Here is a 16,977-nt window from a genome sequence, read left to right on the forward strand (position 1 = left end):
AGGAGCCGAAAATGCCCACCCACGCGCACACCAACAACAACCACAACCTGAACGGGCGCCCCACCAACGCCTACGAACTGCTCACCCAACTGACCACCGGACCGTCCACCCGGGAAGTGGCGTCCGATATCTTGCGGTCGGCTCTGCGCGAGCAGTATCCGAGGCTTAACATCGACCCGGATTTGACGATGGTCGTCACGCCACGCTGGCGGGTACTCAAATCGGGCATCGTGCCCGTGCGGCCCCACGTGGAGTCCCTCACCTCGGCGCTGGCACGCCAGGTGCTGGCCTCCAACCCGGTGACCTACATCGAAGGCGAGCACTTTCTCACGCTAAACCCGGAGTCACCGAGCGCCGTGCACCTGCCCGTGAAAATCGACGCCATTGCCCATTTGATCAATGAACTGGCCGGCCTGCTGTTCGTTGCGTCCCAGGAACATCAGCTTGACTACTGGAATGCGTCGAGCGGCAGCACATGGCCACGCTGGCAAATCTTTGCCTATACGTTGCGCAAAGCCTGGAACGTCAGCGTCCATGAGGATTGGGATGTCCTTGAGTGTGCTATGGCACGGGGCCTTTACCAGTTTCCGCGACGCGCCCAACGCGCCACCAGCGACCCCTATAACAGCCGTGCCTACCTGGTGGATACCAGCCTGTTACGCGATGGCCGCACCGTACATGTCGGCGTTCTGGACATGGCAGTGCTGGTCGGCGAGTACAACCAGCGCACAATGATCCTCGCTTACTCACTGGTCAGCGGTTACGAGCGCTTCGAATCCCTTGAGCAATTGGGCCAGGCGCTGCCGGCCAAGCTGATCCAACTGCAATCGGGAACTACCCTGCAGTGGCAGCTGTACGAGCCCGGCGACAATTTTTTCGACAGCCTGGCCTGTGCCCTGATCACCATGCAGATCGAAGCGATCGGCGAGGCGGAGTCATTGATGCCCGGCTCCATTACCCCGCCACCCGAGATGCCTGCCCCGCTCCTGCGGGTGTTCCCCGGTATCGAAAACCTGAGCGATCATGCGCTGTCCAACATCCGGCAGATACACCAGCAATTACCGGATTGGCTGACCGATGCCTCGGATCAGGACATCGCCTTTTACAGCCGCTACGTCATTGAATTGGCCCAGATCCATACGGCCAACCACGGCCGTTCGTTTCAGGACGATATCCCGCCCCTGCGCGACTACGCCCTGCAGCGACTGCAAGCGCACATCCGCACCCACAAAGAAGGCGCGGGCCTTGATCCTAGAAAAATCGAGGTGGTCATCGAGAGTCCGGTGATCTGGGGAACATTCGCCCTGCCCGGCCAGGTCGATGTCACCCGGCGCAACCTGATCGATCTGACGCTGGAAAACCTCACCGGCCTGCCGACAGGCCAAGCCACCGTGTTTTATGACGGCTCCCTGGCACCCGATTGGATGACGTTCAGCTACCTCAAGGACGTCATCGAAACACTCGACATCGGCGAGCACTACCCGGCACTGATCAAAAGTACATTGCTTGGCGATCCCATCAAGACCAGGAACCGGGAGTTGCTGTACGCCAGTCATTTGCGGGTGCAACTGCCATTGTTGGCGCTGCACTTGAAGATCCAGCAACGGCAGGGCATTGACGAGTTGGGCTACCGCTACGTCGCCGCGGCGCTGCAAGTGCAGCGCCAGGAACAGGAGGTCGACGGGCAGCAGATCGTGATACGCCCGCTGGCGTTTGTTCCGACCTTGCGCAAGGGCACTCAGCGTGACGAGGTCGCCAACATGTTCGTGATCGGCCCGCTCAACGCCGCCAGTGGCCCCTGCTTGTTGTACCGACCGCTGCTGGAGCCGGTGTTGATCCAGTTTCCGTCCAGACAAAATCTGCTGGATGCCATCAAGCAGGATCGAGCGCTGCGCGAATCCGTACTTGCCTGGCTACCCGACGACGTACGCTTCAACTACGAGCAATATGTGTTCCCCGATACCCTGCCGTCGCCGTGGGTCGTGGTGCGGGTGTGGGTGGAACCGGTGACGGCGGTGCATATGAGCGGGCCTATCGAACTGAGCGACGGCAGCGTGGGCGGTGACGCGCTCACAGCGCTGTTCCAGGCCAACGCCAGTGCCATGGTCACGCTGGCAGCCCGCCAGTCGGTTTCCAATACCCAGAAACGCTGGGCGACGTTTCGCCAGACCGGTTGGCGGATCTTCAACGCCACGCTGCCTTTCCTGGGCCCCACCGTGGGGGTTGCCGCCTGGATGTGGCAAATCATGGAAGACCTGGAACAGGTGCAGGAAAGTGTAGAGCCCTCAAGCGCCGCCGACGGCTGGAGCGCGCTCGTCGACCTGTGGTTCAACCTGGGCATGGCCCTGGCCTTGCATATAGGGATGCGCCATCCGGCCAAGGAGGCTGCAGCCAAGCCCCTCAAACCGGGCCTTGAGCCACTACCCGAAAACCCCATCGACACCCTGCCCCATATCGTCCCCGAAACAACGGACCAACCGCTGCCCAAGCCCGCGCCCGTTGAAACCAGACAGTTGCAGGACCTGCCTGCCAGCGACCTCTACCCCCTGCATCAAAACACGTTGCACATCAGCGGCGCATTGAGCCGCGCACCTTCGAGCCTGGGAACCCGGCTGGACACCTTCAAGACCGAGAAACCCTCCACCTTGGGTGAGCAGAACAGAAAACCGGGGGCCTACCTGAACCTGTATCCCGATAAAGACCGGTGGTATGCACCGGTTGGTGAGCGTTGGTTCGAAGTCAACCTGGACGAAAATGATAACGTGGTCATCGTTGATCCCCTTGCGCCCGCGCGTACCGGCCCCCTGCTGGTAAGCAACCGCTCCGGGCAATGGTTTGTCGACACACGCCTGCGCCTGCGGGGGGGTGGCCTGCGTAATCGCCGGCGCACCGCTCAACAGCAGAAACCGTCACGCATCAGCGAGTTGAGGCAACACCTCAGCGAGTTCGATGCCAGGGAAAGCAGCGAGCAAGCGGCGCTTTCGGAGTCCCTCGCCGCCATCGGCTCGGAGCCGGGCCCCGCGACCGATTTGCGCCGCGAGGCGTATATCCGAGACGTCAACCGGCGGCTGGACGAATACGAAGAGCCCATCCGGCAGCTCCGGGCGTTGGGCATCATCGACACGGTTCCCCACTACCAGGTGGCGATGGCCGACTACTTGAACAAGCAGTTGCTGCTCACCCGATCTGCGGTGGAGGAGCGCTTGCGGCCCTATCGAGACACCTTGAACAGCACCATTGCGCTCCTGGACGAAGACTCCGCCACTTTGCCGGAGGACAAAGCCCGCCTCGCCGAGGAAATGTCCACGTTGAACCTGGAAATGATCAGTCGCCTGGAATATGTCGACTCGCGTTTCAAAGAACTGGAGAAGCTGGGCGTCGCGGGCGCACAGGTGATCCAGATGTCGTCGAAGGCCTTGCCCAGCCTGAGCCTGCACGACCTCAAGGCCTTACAGATCATGGTCTCGCGCTACCTGTGCATCAAGCGCGGTAACGCCCCGGAGCAGCTGCAGGCTCGCACGCGCCTGAACACCATCGTGACGAACGCCGACCTCGCCGTACAAAGCTACCTCGATACCCAACAGCCTGAAGCCGACAGCCCCTTGCCCGAACGTATCGAAGCACTCGACAGCCTGGTGGACCAATTCACGATCACCGATCAACGCCTGCGTGATTTGCACACCGACGCCAGCCATCAGGTACTCAGGGAGCCTCTCAACGAGCTGCTCAAGCTTGTCGACCAATTCAACCAGCTGGCGGTTCGCGACCTGGCCGTGTTGATAAGGGAACGCAGGGCGCTGGAACCCAAGCCAGGCCCTTCTCGCGCTGCGCCGCCGGCACGCCGCAAAATCATCAAGACACGCTTTCACGGGGTGATCGTGGGCGAACCGCGCGAGGCGGACCCGACATTGGTGGATGTCATAGCACCATTGACCGGCAATGTGATCGCCACCTTCCACGAAAAGTCGCCGACCGTCTGGGTCAAGCACATCGAGGAACGCTCCCGCCCCTCAACCTCCCGACCCGTCAACCTGGACACCAGCCTCAAGGAGGGCCAGTCCCTTCTCGACGGCGTGCCCACCGTGCTCAAACGGCTCGAGAAGTCAGGCAAACCCTGGCGCCTGCCGCTGGATGTCGAAGGGCTGTACCACTTGGAAGTGCCGCCCCTGGAGCGGGCCATCGAGCACATCGAAGATGCACTCACCCAGCGCAACCTGACGGAAATCGACCACCCCCAGGCCGCAGAACTCAAGCGCAAGCTCAATGACGCGGTGCAGCAGTTCTATGCGCAAGGTAAAAGCACGCGTATCAGGATGATCAAGCAGCAGCCGCCTGTGGCCGATCGTGTGGAGTGGCTGTACAAGCAGGGCGAGATAACCGTGAGAAAAACCCTCACGCGCAAGCGCCTGAAACGCCGTAACGACTTTCTGGACGAATATGAAGTGCTCGATCACAAGACCCGTGCCGTGCTGTGGTACGCCCACTTTCACTATCCCTCGGCGCAAGCAGAGGTGAGGGACTTTGTCGCTGGCCACTTCAAGACCGTGGAACAACAAAAACTTGGCGGGGCCGTTCAGTACACCAGGCTGAACGATAAGCAGCAGATTGAAATTGAGCGAGCCGCCATCGGCCCCTCACTGGCCACAGAGATGTTTTTCAACACTTGATGCATCGTCAGTGAACACCTTGCCATACCGTACGCAGGCGCTCCAGGGCCTGCACGATGGCAGGTTCCGGCACGGCGGCGAACCCCAGCACCAGACCGGCGCGCTGGTCCGCAGGCGGGCTGGATTGCGCGAGCCAATAACTGCTCAAGCCATTGATTTCAACCTCTACGGCCCGCGCCAGGTCGAGCAGCTGTTGCTCGCGGGCGAGGCTGTCCACGCGCACGGTCAAATGCAGCCCTGCCGCGACACTGGGCAGTTCACCCACGCCGGCCAACCCGCTTGGCCAGCCCGCCAGCAAGGCATTGCGCCGGCTCAGCGCAGCACGGCGCATACGGCGGATATGCCGCTGGAAATGCCCGGCAGCCATGAACTCGGCCATCACCGCCTGGGTGCTGACTTCGGAGTGGCGCATGTCGACGGCACGGCGCCGGGCGAACGCATCCACCAGGCCCGCCGGCAAGACCAGGTAACCCAGGCGCAACGCGGGAAAGGCCACCTTGCCGAAGGTGCCGACATAGAGCACGCGCCCACTGCGATCCAGCGCGGCCAGGGGCGACAACGGTGCACCGCTGTAGCGGTACTCGCCGTCGTAGTCGTCCTCGATGATCCAACCGCCTGTGCGCTCGGCCCAGGCCAGCAGTTCCAGGCGGCGCGCCAGGCTCATCACCACACCCGTCGGATACTGGTGGGAAGGCGTGACGTAAGCCACCCGACAATCCTCCAGGCTATTGAGCACCTGGCAATCAATACCCTCGCCATCCACCGGCACGCCGTGCAATTTGCCGCCCGCCAGGGCGAACGCATGCCCCGCCGCGCGATAGCCGGGGTTTTCCACCGCCACGCCGTCCCCTGGCTCCACCAGCAACTGTGCACAAAGGCTGATTGCCTGCTGCGCGCCACTGGTGATCACTATTTGTTCAGCCGTGCACTGCATGCCTCGTGAGCTGCGCAAGTAGGCGGCAATCAGGCCCCGCAGTCGGCCGTCGCCCGCGGGGTCGCCGTAGCACAGCAGCTCCAGGTCCGGCTTGCGCCAGAAGGCCCCGTTCAGCTTGGCCCAGACCTCGAACGGGAACAGATCGAAGGCTGGCACACCCACGCGAAATGCCCGTGGCGGGCCGGCTGGAGGCAGAGACAGGTGGTTGGTTTTTATCCGTGCCAAGCCCGCGCTGTGGATAACTTCACTGTCCAGGTCTTCCGGCAAATCCGCCCACTTTGTGGATAAGGCTGGGGATAGGCCTGTTGAAAACCCTGTGGATACTTTTGTGGATAGTTTTTTTGCGGTGGGCAATTGGGCGACATAGGTGCCATCGCCGACCCGACTTTCAATAAACCCTTCTGCATACAGCTGATCGTAGGCGCGTACCACGCTGTTGCGGGAAATCGACAACGCCGTCGCCAGGTCACGGGTGGCGGGAAGGCGCGTCCCGCTGACCAACCGACCGTCCAGCACCCGCTGGCGCAGGGCGTCATACAGCTGGCGCGTCAGGCCTTGGCGGCGATCCAGTTCAATACCAGCGGGGTTGAACGACAGGGGCGGCGAGACAGGCGACATATTGGACCTATGAAATGGGTGCCAGATGGCTCTTTCAACGAGCCATTAGCCTGCCTAGGATGCAGGCATTCGCCAAGGAATTTTTCCATGTACACACCTCGCGCCTTTGCCCTCGACGATTTGCCCGAACTGCAGCAACTGATCCAGCACACCCGCCTGGCGCAGTTGGTGACCTTTGGCGAGCAAGGCCTGCAAGCCAGTCACTTGCCCTTGCTGCTCAACCCGGATGAAGGCCCCAACGGCATGCTCTACGGGCACCTGGCCAAAGCCAATCCGCAGTGGAAAGACCTGCAGAACGGCAGCGAAGCGCTGGTGATCTTTGCCGGTGCCGAGGCCTACATCAGCCCGGCGTTCTACCCGGCCAAGGCCGAGCACGGCAAAGTCGTGCCCACCTGGAACTACATCGCCGTGCACGCTTATGGCAAAGCCGAGGTATTCAACGATGCCGATCGCTTGCTCGCGGTGGTCACTGCGCTGACCGATCGCCATGAAGGCGGCCGCGCCCAGCCCTGGAAGGTCAGCGACGCTCCAGCCGATTACATTGACGGCATGCTCAAGGCCATCGTCGGCTTCGCCCTGCCGATCGAACGCCTGATCGGTAAACGCAAACTCAGCCAGAACCGCAGCGCGGCCGACATGGCCGGCGTTCGTGCTGGCCTGGCAACCAGCGCCGATGTGCGCGACCAGACCCTCGCCCGCTTTATTCCCCAAGGAGACCCAGAATGAGCCCGATCAATATCCGCCAGGTCACCGCCGCCGACCACGCTGCCTGGTTGCCGCTGTGGCAGGCGTACTTGAAGTTCTATGAAACCGAACTGCCGGACGCGGTCAGCCAAAGCACCTGGCAACGCTTGATCGACGCCAGCGAACCGACCCACTCGGCCCTGGCCTGGCAGGACGGCAAAGCGGTGGGCATGGTCAACTTCATCTACCATCGCTCCAATTGGAGCATCGAGAATTCCTGCTACCTGCAGGACTTGCTGGTGGACCCGGCCCAACGTGGCACCGGCGTCGGTCGCAAGCTGATCGAGTTCGTCTACGCCACCGCCAAGGCCGATGGCTGCGCCAAGGTGCATTGGCTGACCCACGAAACCAATGCCACCGCGATCCAACTCTACGAACGCATCGCCGAACGCCCTGGGTTCATCCAATTTCGCAAAGGTCTTTAAGGAGCGCAGCATGACTACTTCCCTCGCCGACTGGAAAGGCGCACCGGCCCCTACCGTCACACTGCTTGAAGGACGCTTCATCCGCCTGGAAAAACTCGACCCGGCCCGCCATGGCGACGAATTGTTCCAGGCCCTCCAGGGCCCCGGTGCCGACCCCAAGCTGTGGGACTACTTGCCATACGGCCCCTTCCCGGAGCGCAGCGCCTTCAATGACTGGCTGAACAACCACGCGGCCCACAGCGACCCGTATTTCTTCTGCGTGATCGACCGCCAGACCGGCCAGGTACAGGGGCTTCTCAGCCTGATGTCCATCGTTCCCGCACAGGGCCGCATCGAAATCGGCCACGTCACCTTCGGTGCGCCCATGCAGCGCTCGCCGAAAAGCACCGAAGCGGTGTACTTGCTGGCCAAATACGCGTTCGAACAGGGCTACCGCCGCCTGGAATGGAAGTGCAACAACGCCAACGATCGCTCCAGATACGCGGCCGAGCGGTTGGGCTTCAGCTTCGAAGGGGTGTTCCGCCAGCACATGGTGGTCAAGGGCAGGAACCGTGATACCGCGTGGTACTCGATCATCGATTCGCAGTGGCCCAAGGTTGGAGCGGGGTTTGAGAAGTGGTTATCGCAGGAGAATCAGCGCGGGGATGGGCAGGTGAAAACATTGGCGGAGTGTCGCGCCTGAATCGTCAAACCTGCGTTGATCCATGTGGGAGCCAGGCTCCCACATGGATCTTCAGTGCTAGCGCCATTACCTAGAGGCTTCTGCGAACCTTCACCACGCCCATCTTCAATCCGAATGGCCGGAAGACTGCATTCAGCGATTTCAGCGTCTGATTGCCTTCGCCATGCTCGATATGCACCAAAGTGCGCACGGAAATTTTGCACATCCTGGCAAACTGGCTTTGATGCAGGCCGGTGACTTCCGTACGCAAGCGGCGTACCGCTTCGGCGATTTCCAGCGTGCCCTCTGCCAAGGCATCCTGAATGCTTTCAATCAACAGGGTTCGTTCTTCGACTGTCAAGCTCATTTCAGTCCCCATTCTTTCAACCGCTGCGGCAGATGTTTCAACGCAATGCCTGGATGGTTCATTGTCACTGCAGGCAGGCCGCTGGCATTGAGTATGTCTGGCAGGGCTGAAAGCTGTTGCGCGGCCTCCCTCAGGTCTTCGAACAGCTTCTCGCTGTCGACAAGATCACCCAGCAAATGACATACACCCCGCCAATCCACATCGCCCGCCCGTTCAAGCTCCCTGGGCCATTTGGTCGTGCGCGTGATGCCTTCGTCGTCCATTACCATCGGCGCCAAATCGTAAATGGGTGCAAGACGCAGGGCGTTCACTTCGCGAATGATCGAGGTATTGCGACCATGGTTGTCCGAGTTGCCGAGGATTTTGTTCAAAAGATCGCGCTTGAGGTACTCAGAGACCAACGCCGGTACTTGATTGGACTGACCAGCCTCTCGCCACAATTCAACCAACAACGTGACAACCTCGCGATGCGCCATGGCGCTGCCAGGCACCGAGACACCCGCCAAAGAGTAGATTGACTCCACGGCATAGCGTTCAACCCCCTGCGCAGTGACGCGTCGATCAAAACGGTGCATCCACACACTGGGCTTGCTCGCCTCCTCCAGCGACAACCCCGACTTCGCCACAGTATCAATACCCAAGGTCTGCAAGGCTTTGTAGTAGTGGAATTCACTACGCAGAATGTCCTGATCTGTCTGCGTGCCTTTGTTGCGTGCAAATTTCACAAACCAATGCTGCTTGACCTGCTTGTCGTCCAGCACCGCATCCGGAAATAGCAACCCATCCTGGTTTTCTGTCAGCAGTAACTTTGGCGCCTCCCCGCCCGCGCCCGTGGCCCCACCGATGGCTGCGCCTTGCTCATAGGCATACTCAAGGAAACGGTTGTCCCGTCGGACAACCTCATCACGTTCAAACCCCATGGGGGTTCGATCGTCCAAAGCCTCAATCGATTCTTTGATTCGCATATGGCCAATGGAGGCAGGCGTACTGCGCATCAACAGAAAAAGGTCTGCACTGACGTCAGCCGGCTTATCCCCACCAATACGCGCCATCAGAAACCGTTTAGCGGCACCCGCCGGTGCGATGTCATGTACAAAAGCAGGAGCACTCTGGGCTCTCCCACCCTCCCATTGCAGTGGGAACCTGGCACTCACGGAGGTGGCGAAGGGCGTCGCCATTTCATCAAGGTGTTCCACCAGATAGCGCTGGTCATAACCAAAACTGCACCGACTTTCGAAACCCAGTTGCGGCGTATCGACTGTCAGGAGCATGGCGTCCTGCCATTTTCCTTCGGCGTAGATTTGTAATGTCAGACGGACCATGGCTCTCACCTGCAATTTAACGCATTCACCAGCTGAAAAAGCGAACTGAAATTGCAATATAGTGCAGATATGGAACCCATGCACCCCCTATGAACGCAATAAAATGCAGATTCAAAAAGCACCGACCAAAGTAGGATCAGTTTTTAATCGCGCATCACTAGAGACAACTCCCGCAAACCAGGGGTCGATGGCCTGACAGTTATCACCACACCATCTCGCTAAATTCCCGGCCTCATTCATCAGAGGTTGGGATTTCATGCCTTTTACACCGCACAGAGTTGCCCTTGTCATTGCCCTTGCACTCAGCACCGCCAGCCTTCAAACCGCACAGGCGCGGGGCGATATCGAATACAGGCCGTACTGGTATCAGCCCTACGATCCGCTGGATGACGACTGGTTCTACACACCCGAACCCAAAGCGCTGCCCCTGGACGGTTATCTCATCCGCAAGGCCACCTCGCACAACGGCTTGCAAGTGGCAAAAGTGCTGGAGCCCGCATTGATTCGTTTGCTGAAGTCCGGAGAGCTGACTTCCGAACAAATCAAAGCCCTGGATAAATTCGGGGAAGCGCTGGAGAAACAGCCCGGCGGGATCGGTGCAAGCCTTGAGCAATTGGCCGGCAGCCAGAACGCCAACCTCGCGGGTGCAACGCAAAACACCACACAACACATCGGCAGCCAATTGCTCTCGAACCTACGCACACTGCCCGCCGACGACGAGGGACACTTCTGGGTTCAAGGCCTGGGCCACGACGGCCGCCTCGACGAACAAGGCGGCAGCGCCGGCTTGAAATACAGCACCGAAGGCCTGCTGTTGGGCGCCGACTGGGCGCTGGATCACGCCTGGCGCGTGGGTGTCATGGGCGCAAAATCCACCAGCCACCTCGATACCCCGCGCTTCGCGTCCGAGTTGGACAGTTGGCACCTGGGCGGTTATGCCGTGCGCCAGGACGGCCCGTTGGCCCTACGCCTGGGCGCGATCTACAGCGACCATGCGGGGCAGAACAAACGTAACGTCAACCTGCTGGATTACAAGGAGCAACTCAGGGGCCAATACAACGCCCAGAGCCAGACCCTGTTTTCCGAACTGGGCTATCAACTGGGCAGCGCGGATCTCAGCGTGGAGCCCTTCGCCGGCCTCGGTTTCCAGCGCTACCACCGTGACGGCTTCAAGGAAACCGGTGGCCTGAGCGCGCTGAACGTTGGCGCACAAACCCAGCAGAACCTGAGCAGCACCGTGGGCCTTCGCCTGGCAACGGTGTATCGATTCGATAACCAGGTCAGCCTCACACCTCATCTCAGCACCGGCTGGAAACACCTCTACGGCGAGGTCGAAAGCCAGGTGCGCCAGTCCTACCGCGCATTGCCAGGGCGGGTTGACGGCTTCACGGTCCAGGGCACTTCGCTGGATCGCAATAGCCTGGATCTGCAAGCCGGGCTGGACCTGGCCCTGTCGACACAACACACCGTCGGCCTGACCTACAGCGCCCAGGCCGGTACCAACAGCCGTAACCAAGGCCTGATGGGACAATGGAAGATGAGCTTCTGACCCACCAAATTCCAGGCAAAAAAAAGGGGGCACCTGCCCCCCCGAGGATTAAGCGGTAGTGTCGAAGGCTGTTTTCAGCCTTCGATTTCAATCAGGATTTCGCCAGGGTTGACCCGGTCGCCCTTGGCCACATGAACGGCAGTCACCTTGCCGGCAATCGCGGCCTGTACTTCGGTTTCCATCTTCATGGCTTCGGTAATCAGCACGGCCTGGCCGGCCTTGACCACATCGCCTTCCTTGACCAGCACGTCGACGATATTACCCGGCATCGCCGTGCTGACATGGCCCGGCGCGGTAGCATGCTTGCGGTTGCTGCTGCCACCGCTGACGAACTCGTTGAGCGGCTCGAACACCACTTCTTCCGGCATGCCATCGATGGACAGGTAGAAGTGGCGCTTGCCCTCGGCCTTGACGCCGACACCAGTAATGTCCACGCGATAGCTTTCACCGTGCACGTCGATGACGAACTCAGTCGGGACGCCTTCGCCACCGGCACGCGCCACGCCGCCCGCTTCCGGGATCGGCAGCAGCACTTCCGGCGCCAGGGTGCCTGCGTCGCGTTCTTCGAGGAACTTGCGCCCGATGTCCGGGAACATCGCGTAGGTCAGCACGTCTTCTTCGGACTTGGCCAACGCGCCGATCTCACCACGCAGCTTGGTCATTTCCGGCTTGAGCAGGTCGGCCGGGCGTACGTCAATCACCTCTTCGCTGCCGATGGCCTGGCGCCGCAGTTTCTCGTTCACGGTGCCCGGCGCCTTGCCGTAGCCGCCTTGCAGGTAGAGCTTCACTTCGTTGGTGATGGTCTTGTAGCGCTCGCCGGCCAGCACGTTGAAGAACGCCTGGGTGCCGACGATCTGCGAGGTCGGGGTGACCAGCGGCGGGAAGCCGAGGTCTTCACGCACGCGCGGGATCTCGGCCAGCACTTCGCTCATGCGGTTGAGGGCGCCCTGCTCTTTCAACTGGTTGGCCAGGTTGGAAATCATCCCGCCCGGCACCTGGTTGACTTGCACACGGGTGTCGACAGCGGTGAATTCGCTTTCGAACTGGTGGTACTTCTTGCGCACGGCGTAGAAGTACAGGCCGATCTCTTGCAGCAGTTCCAGGCTCAGGCCGGTGTCGAACTCGCTGCCTTTAAGAGCGGCGACCATCGACTCGGTGCCCGGGTGGCTGGTGCCCCAGGCGAAGCTGGAGATAGCGGTGTCGATATGGTCCGCACCGTTTTCAATCGCCTTGAGTTGGCACATCGCGGCCAAACCTGCAGTGTCATGCGAGTGGATAAAGATCGGCAGGCTCTGCTCGGCCTTCAACGCCTTGACCAGCTCACCCGTGGCATACGGCGTCAACAGACCAGCCATGTCCTTGATCGCGATGGAGTCGCAACCCATGGATTCCAGTTGCTTGGCCTGGGCCACGAAGGCTTCGACGGTGTGCACCGGGCTGGTGGTGTAGGCGATGGTGCCCTGGGCATGCTTGCCGGCGGCCTTCACCGCTTCGATGGCGACGCGCAGGTTACGCACGTCGTTCATGGCGTCGAAAATGCGGAATACGTCGATGCCATTTACGGCGGCCTTGGCGACGAAGGCTTTGACCACGTCGTCGCTGTAGTGGCGGTAGCCCAGCAGGTTCTGGCCGCGCAGCAGCATTTGCAGGCGGGTGTTGGGCAATGCGGCGCGCAGTTTGCGCAGGCGCTCCCACGGGTCTTCCTTGAGGAAGCGCACGCAGGCGTCGAAGGTCGCGCCGCCCCAGACTTCCAGGGACCAGTAGCCGACTTTGTCGAGCTTGTCGCAGATCGGCAGCATGTCGTCGGTGCGCATGCGGGTCGCCAGCAACGATTGGTGGGCGTCGCGCAGGATGGTGTCGGTGACAAAGATTTTCTTGGACATTGTTGTATTCCTCACAGGCCTGCGTGGGCGGCGATGGCGGCGGCGATGGCCAGGGCCAGCTCTTCGGGTTTGCGCTTGATCGAGTAGTTGGTCAGCTCAGGGTGGCTTTCCACGAAACTGGTGTTGAACTGGCCGCTGCGGAATTCCGGGTTGCGCAGGATTTCCTGGTAGTAAGCGGCGGTGGTCTTCACGCCTTGCAGGCGCATGTCATCCAGGGCACGCAGGCCGCGGTCCATGGCTTCTTCCCAGGTCAACGCCCATACCACCAGTTTCAGGCACATGGAGTCGTAGAACGGCGGGATGGTGTAGCCGGTGTAGATCGCCGTATCGGTACGCACGCCGGGACCGCCGGGCGCGTAGTAACGGGTGATCTTGCCGAAGCTGGGCAGGAAGTTGTTTTTCGGGTCTTCAGCGTTGATACGGAACTGCAACGCGAAACCACGGTGCTGGATGTCTTCCTGTTTCACCGACAGCGGCAGGCCGGAGGCGATGCGGATCTGTTCACGAACGATGTCGATCCCGGTGATTTCTTCGGTGATGGTGTGTTCCACCTGCACCCGGGTGTTCATCTCCATGAAGTACACTTCGCCCTCGGCGAGCAGGAACTCCACGGTGCCGGCGTTCTCGTAGCCCACGGCCTTGGCGGCGCGCACCGACAGGTCGCCGATGTAGGCGCGCTGTTCAGGGGTCAGTTGCGGGCTTGGGGCGATTTCGATGAGCTTCTGGTTACGGCGCTGGATCGAGCAATCACGCTCGAACAGGTGCACCACGTTGCCGAAACTGTCACCGAGGATCTGCGCCTCGATGTGCTTGGGATTGACGATGCACTTTTCCAGGAACACTTCCGCCGAACCGAAGGCCTTGGTGGCTTCGGAGATCACACGGGGGAAGGCTTGTTCAAGTTCTTCGCGGCTGTTGCAGCGACGGATACCACGACCACCACCACCGGAGGTGGCCTTGAGCATCACCGGGTAACCAATGCGGTCGCCTTCGGTGAGTGCCTCGTGGATATCCGCGACGTTGCCTTCGGTACCCGGCGTGACCGGCACACCGGCCTTGATCATGCTGCGGCGCGCTTCGGTCTTGTCGCCCATGCGGCGAATGACTTCAGCCGATGGACCAATGAACTTGATGCCGCGTTCAGCGCAGATGTCCGCCAGTTCGGCGTTTTCAGACAGGAAGCCATAGCCGGGGTGCAGCGCATCGCAGCCGGTTTCCACCGCCAGGTTCACCAGCTTGCGTGGGTTCAGGTAGCCGGCCAGGGGCTCGGCACCAATGCTGTGGGCTTCGTCGGCACGCTTGACGTGCAACGCGTGGCGGTCGGCATCGGAGTAGACCGCGACCGAGCGAATGCCCATCTCGGCGCAGGCACGCACGATTCGTACGGCAATTTCACCACGGTTGGCGATCAGGATCTTTTTTATCACTTGGAAATTCCCTTGAGCCGATTGCTGCGTTCTTCGACCCGCTGGAGCCGGGTCGGCGCGTGACCAAATGTTTCATGACAGTCGCGAGACACACACTAAGCCCGCCAAGGGATTAACAAAAATCAATAATTATTGGGTTGGGCATAAGTAAAGACTTATAGTCATCCGGACAGCTTGCGGCGAGAGCACTAAGAAATGCGTAAGTCACTGATGAGACTGACATTGCGTCAATTGCAGATCTTCCATGAGGTGTGCGATTTGCGTTCCTACAGCCGTGCGGCCGAGGAAATGTCCCTCACGCAACCGGCCGTCAGCCTGCAAATTCGCCAGTTGGAAGAGCTGATCGGCCAGCCGCTGTTCGATTACGTGGGCAAAAAGCTCTACATGACCGAGGCAGCCGAAGCCTTGCAGCGCGCCAGCCGCGATATCTTCGGACGTCTGGAAAACCTCGATATGCAGCTCTCGGACATGCAGGGCTCGTTGCAGGGCCAGTTGAAACTGGCGATTGAGTCCAGCGCCAAGTACTTCGTGCCGCACCTGTTCGCCGCCTTCAAGCGCCAGCATCCGGAAGTGCAGTTGCAGTTGACGGTGGTGAACCGCGCCCAGGTGATTCGCCGGCTTTCGGACAACCGCGACGACCTGGTGATCATGTCCATGGTGCCCCAGGACATGGGCCTGGAATTCCTGCCGTTCCTCAACAACCCGATTGTCGCCGTGGCGCCGCCCGACCATCCCTTGAGCCTGCAAGGCCCGCTGCGCCTGCAGGACCTGGAACCCTACACCCTGCTGCTGCGCGAGCCGGGCTCCGGCACGCGACTGGCCTGCGAGGAGTACTTCAAGGAAAAACGCGTGCACTTCACCCAGACCGTGGAAGTAGCCTCGGCCGAGGCGCAGCGTGAATGTGTTTGTGCGGGATTGGGCGTGGCCCTGTTGACGCGTCATGCGGTCAACATGGAACTGGCCACCGGCGGGCTCCGGGAGCTGCCGGTGGAAGAGCTGCCACTGTACCGCAGTTGGTGCCTGGTGCAGGCCAAGGCCAAGCGCCTGTCACCGGTGGCCCATGCGTTCCTGGGCTTTATCCGCAGCGAGAGGGTGCAGATCAGCGTACTGGCTGAGCGTTTCGCTGGGCTGCCGCGGGCGCCTGCCAGTGGAGTTCCGGGTAGTCGCTGATGCTCTGGAGCAACTGGCGCTCCTCACAGCGGTCTTCGATTGCGCGACGGAACGCCATGCGGCGCTGGTCTTCCTGCTGACGACGGGTTTTGACGGAGCTGTTGCTGTCTTCGTAAGTCCGGGCCATTTGGAGTCTCCCAATGCGAGTACGGGGAGTTCAGGATGGCCCTGGGCGATGACGCAGCGATGACAGCCTGATGAAGATTCTAGGTTTGCAGGAGATCCAAATGTGGGAGGGGGCTTGCCCCCGATTGCGGTGTATCAGCCAGCAAATTTATTGGCTGACCCACTGCTATCGGGGGCAAGCCCCCTCCCACATTTTGCTCTGTGTACCGCTTTAGTCATCGAGGGCTTTGACGGACTTGGGCGACAGACGCAGGCTGCGCAAACTGCGCTTGACGCTCTTGAGGTGGTTGACCAGGCTCGGCCCGCGCGCCATGGCCACGCCCATCGCCAATACATCGATCACCACCAGGTGGGCGATGCGCGAGGTCAGCGGGGTATAGATCTCGGTGTCTTCATGCACATCGATCGCCAGGTTGACCGTGGACAGTTCCGCCAACGGCGTCTGGCTCGGGCACAGGGTGATCAACGATGCACCGCTTTCACGCACCAGGTTGGCAGTGATCAGCAGGTCCTTGGAGCGGCCCGACTGGGAAATGCAGATGGCGACGTCAGTAGGTTTCAGGGTCACCGCCGACATGGCCTGCATGTGCGGGTCACTGTAGGCCGCAGCGGTCAGCAGCAAGCGGAAGAACTTGTGCTGGGCATCGGCGGCCACCGCACCTGAAGCACCGAAGCCATAGAACTCCACACGCTGGGCCTGGGACATGGCCGTCACGGCCTTTTGCAACTCCACCGGGTCGAGCTTCTCGCGCACTTCCATGAGCGTGTGCAAGGTGGTGTCGAAGATTTTCAGGCTGTAGTCGGCGACGGAATCGTCTTCATGGATCGCGAACTGCCCGAAGCTGGCACCGGCGGCCAGGCTCTGGGCCAGCTTGAGTTTCAAGTCCTGGAACCCGGAACAACCGATGGCGCGGCAGAATCGCACGATGGTCGGTTCGCTGATACCCACGCTATGGGCCAGGTCGGCCATCGAACTGTGCATCACAGCCGCAGGGTCAAGCAGCACGTGATCGGCAACCTTGAGTTCCGATTTGCGTAACAGGTGGCGCGACTGGGCGATATGTTGCAACAGGTTCAAAGGGCA

13 protein-coding genes are annotated in these 16,977 nt (G+C 60.8%); 6 read left to right on the forward strand and 7 right to left on the reverse strand.

The annotated features are described in order from the left end of the window. The first annotated feature begins 11 nt into the window (after positions 1-11). Positions 12-4,667 carry a dermonecrotic toxin domain-containing protein gene (locus tag BM110_RS22935; protein WP_093514224.1) on the forward strand — a complete coding sequence of 1,552 codons (4,656 nt, stop codon included), beginning with the start codon at positions 12-14 and terminating at the stop codon, positions 4,665-4,667. A 7-nt stretch (positions 4,668-4,674) separates the two neighbouring features. Here the strand turns inward: BM110_RS22935 and BM110_RS22940 are convergent, their stop codons facing one another. Beyond that, positions 4,675-6,219: a MocR-like pyridoxine biosynthesis transcription factor PdxR gene (locus tag BM110_RS22940; RefSeq protein ID WP_093514225.1), complete on the reverse strand. Its 1,545-nt coding sequence runs from the start codon at positions 6,217-6,219 to the stop codon at positions 4,675-4,677. 87 nt (positions 6,220-6,306) lie between these two features. On the opposite strand from BM110_RS22940, the gene BM110_RS22945 reads away from it, so the two are divergent. Genes BM110_RS22945 through BM110_RS22955 form a run of 3 tightly spaced genes read left to right on the forward strand, consistent with a single transcriptional unit; the run spans position 6,307 to position 8,070 of the window. Beyond that, positions 6,307-6,945 (forward strand): FMN-binding negative transcriptional regulator, encoded by a 639-nt coding sequence (locus BM110_RS22945; protein ID WP_092241589.1) that lies wholly within the window; start codon positions 6,307-6,309, stop codon positions 6,943-6,945. Then, a complete protein-coding gene (locus BM110_RS22950) occupies positions 6,942-7,388 on the forward strand; it encodes a GNAT family N-acetyltransferase (RefSeq protein ID WP_093514226.1) in 447 nt (148 codons plus the stop codon). Before BM110_RS22945 ends, BM110_RS22950 begins: the two co-directional genes overlap by 4 nt. Before the next feature lie 10 nt (positions 7,389-7,398). After that, positions 7,399-8,070 carry a GNAT family N-acetyltransferase gene (locus BM110_RS22955; protein ID WP_092241587.1) on the forward strand — a complete coding sequence of 224 codons (672 nt, stop codon included), beginning with the start codon at positions 7,399-7,401 and terminating at the stop codon, positions 8,068-8,070. A gap of 70 nt (positions 8,071-8,140) precedes the next feature. On the opposite strand, the gene BM110_RS22960 is transcribed toward BM110_RS22955, so the two are convergent. Further along, complete coding sequence (locus tag BM110_RS22960) at positions 8,141-8,416, reverse strand: helix-turn-helix domain-containing protein (protein WP_092241585.1); 276 nt, start codon at positions 8,414-8,416, stop codon at positions 8,141-8,143. Then, positions 8,413-9,738, reverse strand: a complete 1,326-nt coding sequence (locus tag BM110_RS22965) for a type II toxin-antitoxin system HipA family toxin (protein ID WP_092241583.1) — start codon at positions 9,736-9,738, stop codon at positions 8,413-8,415. Before BM110_RS22965 ends, BM110_RS22960 begins: the two co-directional genes overlap by 4 nt. A 256-nt stretch (positions 9,739-9,994) precedes the next feature. Between BM110_RS22965 and BM110_RS22970 the strand changes: the two genes are divergently transcribed. Beyond that, positions 9,995-11,287 carry an autotransporter outer membrane beta-barrel domain-containing protein gene (locus tag BM110_RS22970; protein WP_092241581.1) on the forward strand — a complete coding sequence of 431 codons (1,293 nt, stop codon included), beginning with the start codon at positions 9,995-9,997 and terminating at the stop codon, positions 11,285-11,287. Positions 11,288-11,361: 74 nt separating this feature from the next. On the opposite strand, the gene oadA is transcribed toward BM110_RS22970, so the two are convergent. Further along, positions 11,362-13,170: a sodium-extruding oxaloacetate decarboxylase subunit alpha gene (oadA, locus tag BM110_RS22975; RefSeq protein ID WP_058424313.1), complete on the reverse strand. Its 1,809-nt coding sequence runs from the start codon at positions 13,168-13,170 to the stop codon at positions 11,362-11,364. A gap of 11 nt (positions 13,171-13,181) precedes the next feature. Beyond that, positions 13,182-14,597, reverse strand: coding sequence for an acetyl-CoA carboxylase biotin carboxylase subunit (locus BM110_RS22980; protein ID WP_003195732.1), 1,416 nt, complete (start codon positions 14,595-14,597; stop codon positions 13,182-13,184). A 195-nt stretch (positions 14,598-14,792) separates the two neighbouring features. Here BM110_RS22980 and BM110_RS22985 point away from each other — a divergent pair, with 195 nt between their 5' ends. Next, complete coding sequence (locus BM110_RS22985) at positions 14,793-15,767, forward strand: LysR family transcriptional regulator (protein WP_093120277.1); 975 nt, start codon at positions 14,793-14,795, stop codon at positions 15,765-15,767. Here BM110_RS22985 and BM110_RS29935 read toward each other — a convergent pair. Both BM110_RS29935 and hexR read right to left on the reverse strand, forming a co-directional pair. Next, the gene (locus BM110_RS29935) at positions 15,697-15,894 is read right to left on the reverse strand and encodes a PA3496 family putative envelope integrity protein (RefSeq protein WP_083351517.1); all 198 of its coding nucleotides are present in this window, start codon (positions 15,892-15,894) and stop codon (positions 15,697-15,699) included. The two genes, BM110_RS22985 and BM110_RS29935, sit on opposite strands and share 71 nt — an antisense overlap. Positions 15,895-16,104: 210 nt before the next feature. Continuing rightward, positions 16,105-16,971: a transcriptional regulator HexR gene (gene hexR, locus BM110_RS22995; protein ID WP_003177007.1), complete on the reverse strand. Its 867-nt coding sequence runs from the start codon at positions 16,969-16,971 to the stop codon at positions 16,105-16,107. Positions 16,972-16,977 lie beyond the last annotated feature (6 nt).

This window comes from Pseudomonas sp. NFPP28 (genome assembly GCF_900115535.1).
GTDB classification, from domain to species: Bacteria; Pseudomonadota; Gammaproteobacteria; order Pseudomonadales; family Pseudomonadaceae; genus Aquipseudomonas; species Aquipseudomonas extremorientalis.

Bases quoted from the DNA above. Each gene is read 5' to 3' on its own strand.
- BM110_RS22950 (WP_093514226.1), top strand. From the start codon at position 6,942: ATGAGCCCGATCAATATCCGCCAGGTCACCGCCGCCGACCACGCTGCC.
- BM110_RS22955 (WP_092241587.1), top strand. From the start codon at position 7,399: ATGACTACTTCCCTCGCCGACTGGAAAGGCGCACCGGCCCCTACCGTC.
- BM110_RS22940 (WP_093514225.1), bottom strand. From the start codon at position 6,219: ATGTCGCCTGTCTCGCCGCCCCTGTCGTTCAACCCCGCTGGTATTGAA.
- BM110_RS29935 (WP_083351517.1), bottom strand. From the start codon at position 15,894: ATGGCCCGGACTTACGAAGACAGCAACAGCTCCGTCAAAACCCGTCGT.
- BM110_RS22935 (WP_093514224.1), top strand. From the start codon at position 12: ATGCCCACCCACGCGCACACCAACAACAACCACAACCTGAACGGGCGC.
- BM110_RS22945 (WP_092241589.1), top strand. From the start codon at position 6,307: ATGTACACACCTCGCGCCTTTGCCCTCGACGATTTGCCCGAACTGCAG.
- BM110_RS22985 (WP_093120277.1), top strand. From the start codon at position 14,793: ATGCGTAAGTCACTGATGAGACTGACATTGCGTCAATTGCAGATCTTC.
- BM110_RS22970 (WP_092241581.1), top strand. From the start codon at position 9,995: ATGCCTTTTACACCGCACAGAGTTGCCCTTGTCATTGCCCTTGCACTC.
- BM110_RS22960 (WP_092241585.1), bottom strand. From the start codon at position 8,416: ATGAGCTTGACAGTCGAAGAACGAACCCTGTTGATTGAAAGCATTCAG.
- BM110_RS22965 (WP_092241583.1), bottom strand. From the start codon at position 9,738: ATGGTCCGTCTGACATTACAAATCTACGCCGAAGGAAAATGGCAGGAC.
- oadA (WP_058424313.1), bottom strand. From the start codon at position 13,170: ATGTCCAAGAAAATCTTTGTCACCGACACCATCCTGCGCGACGCCCAC.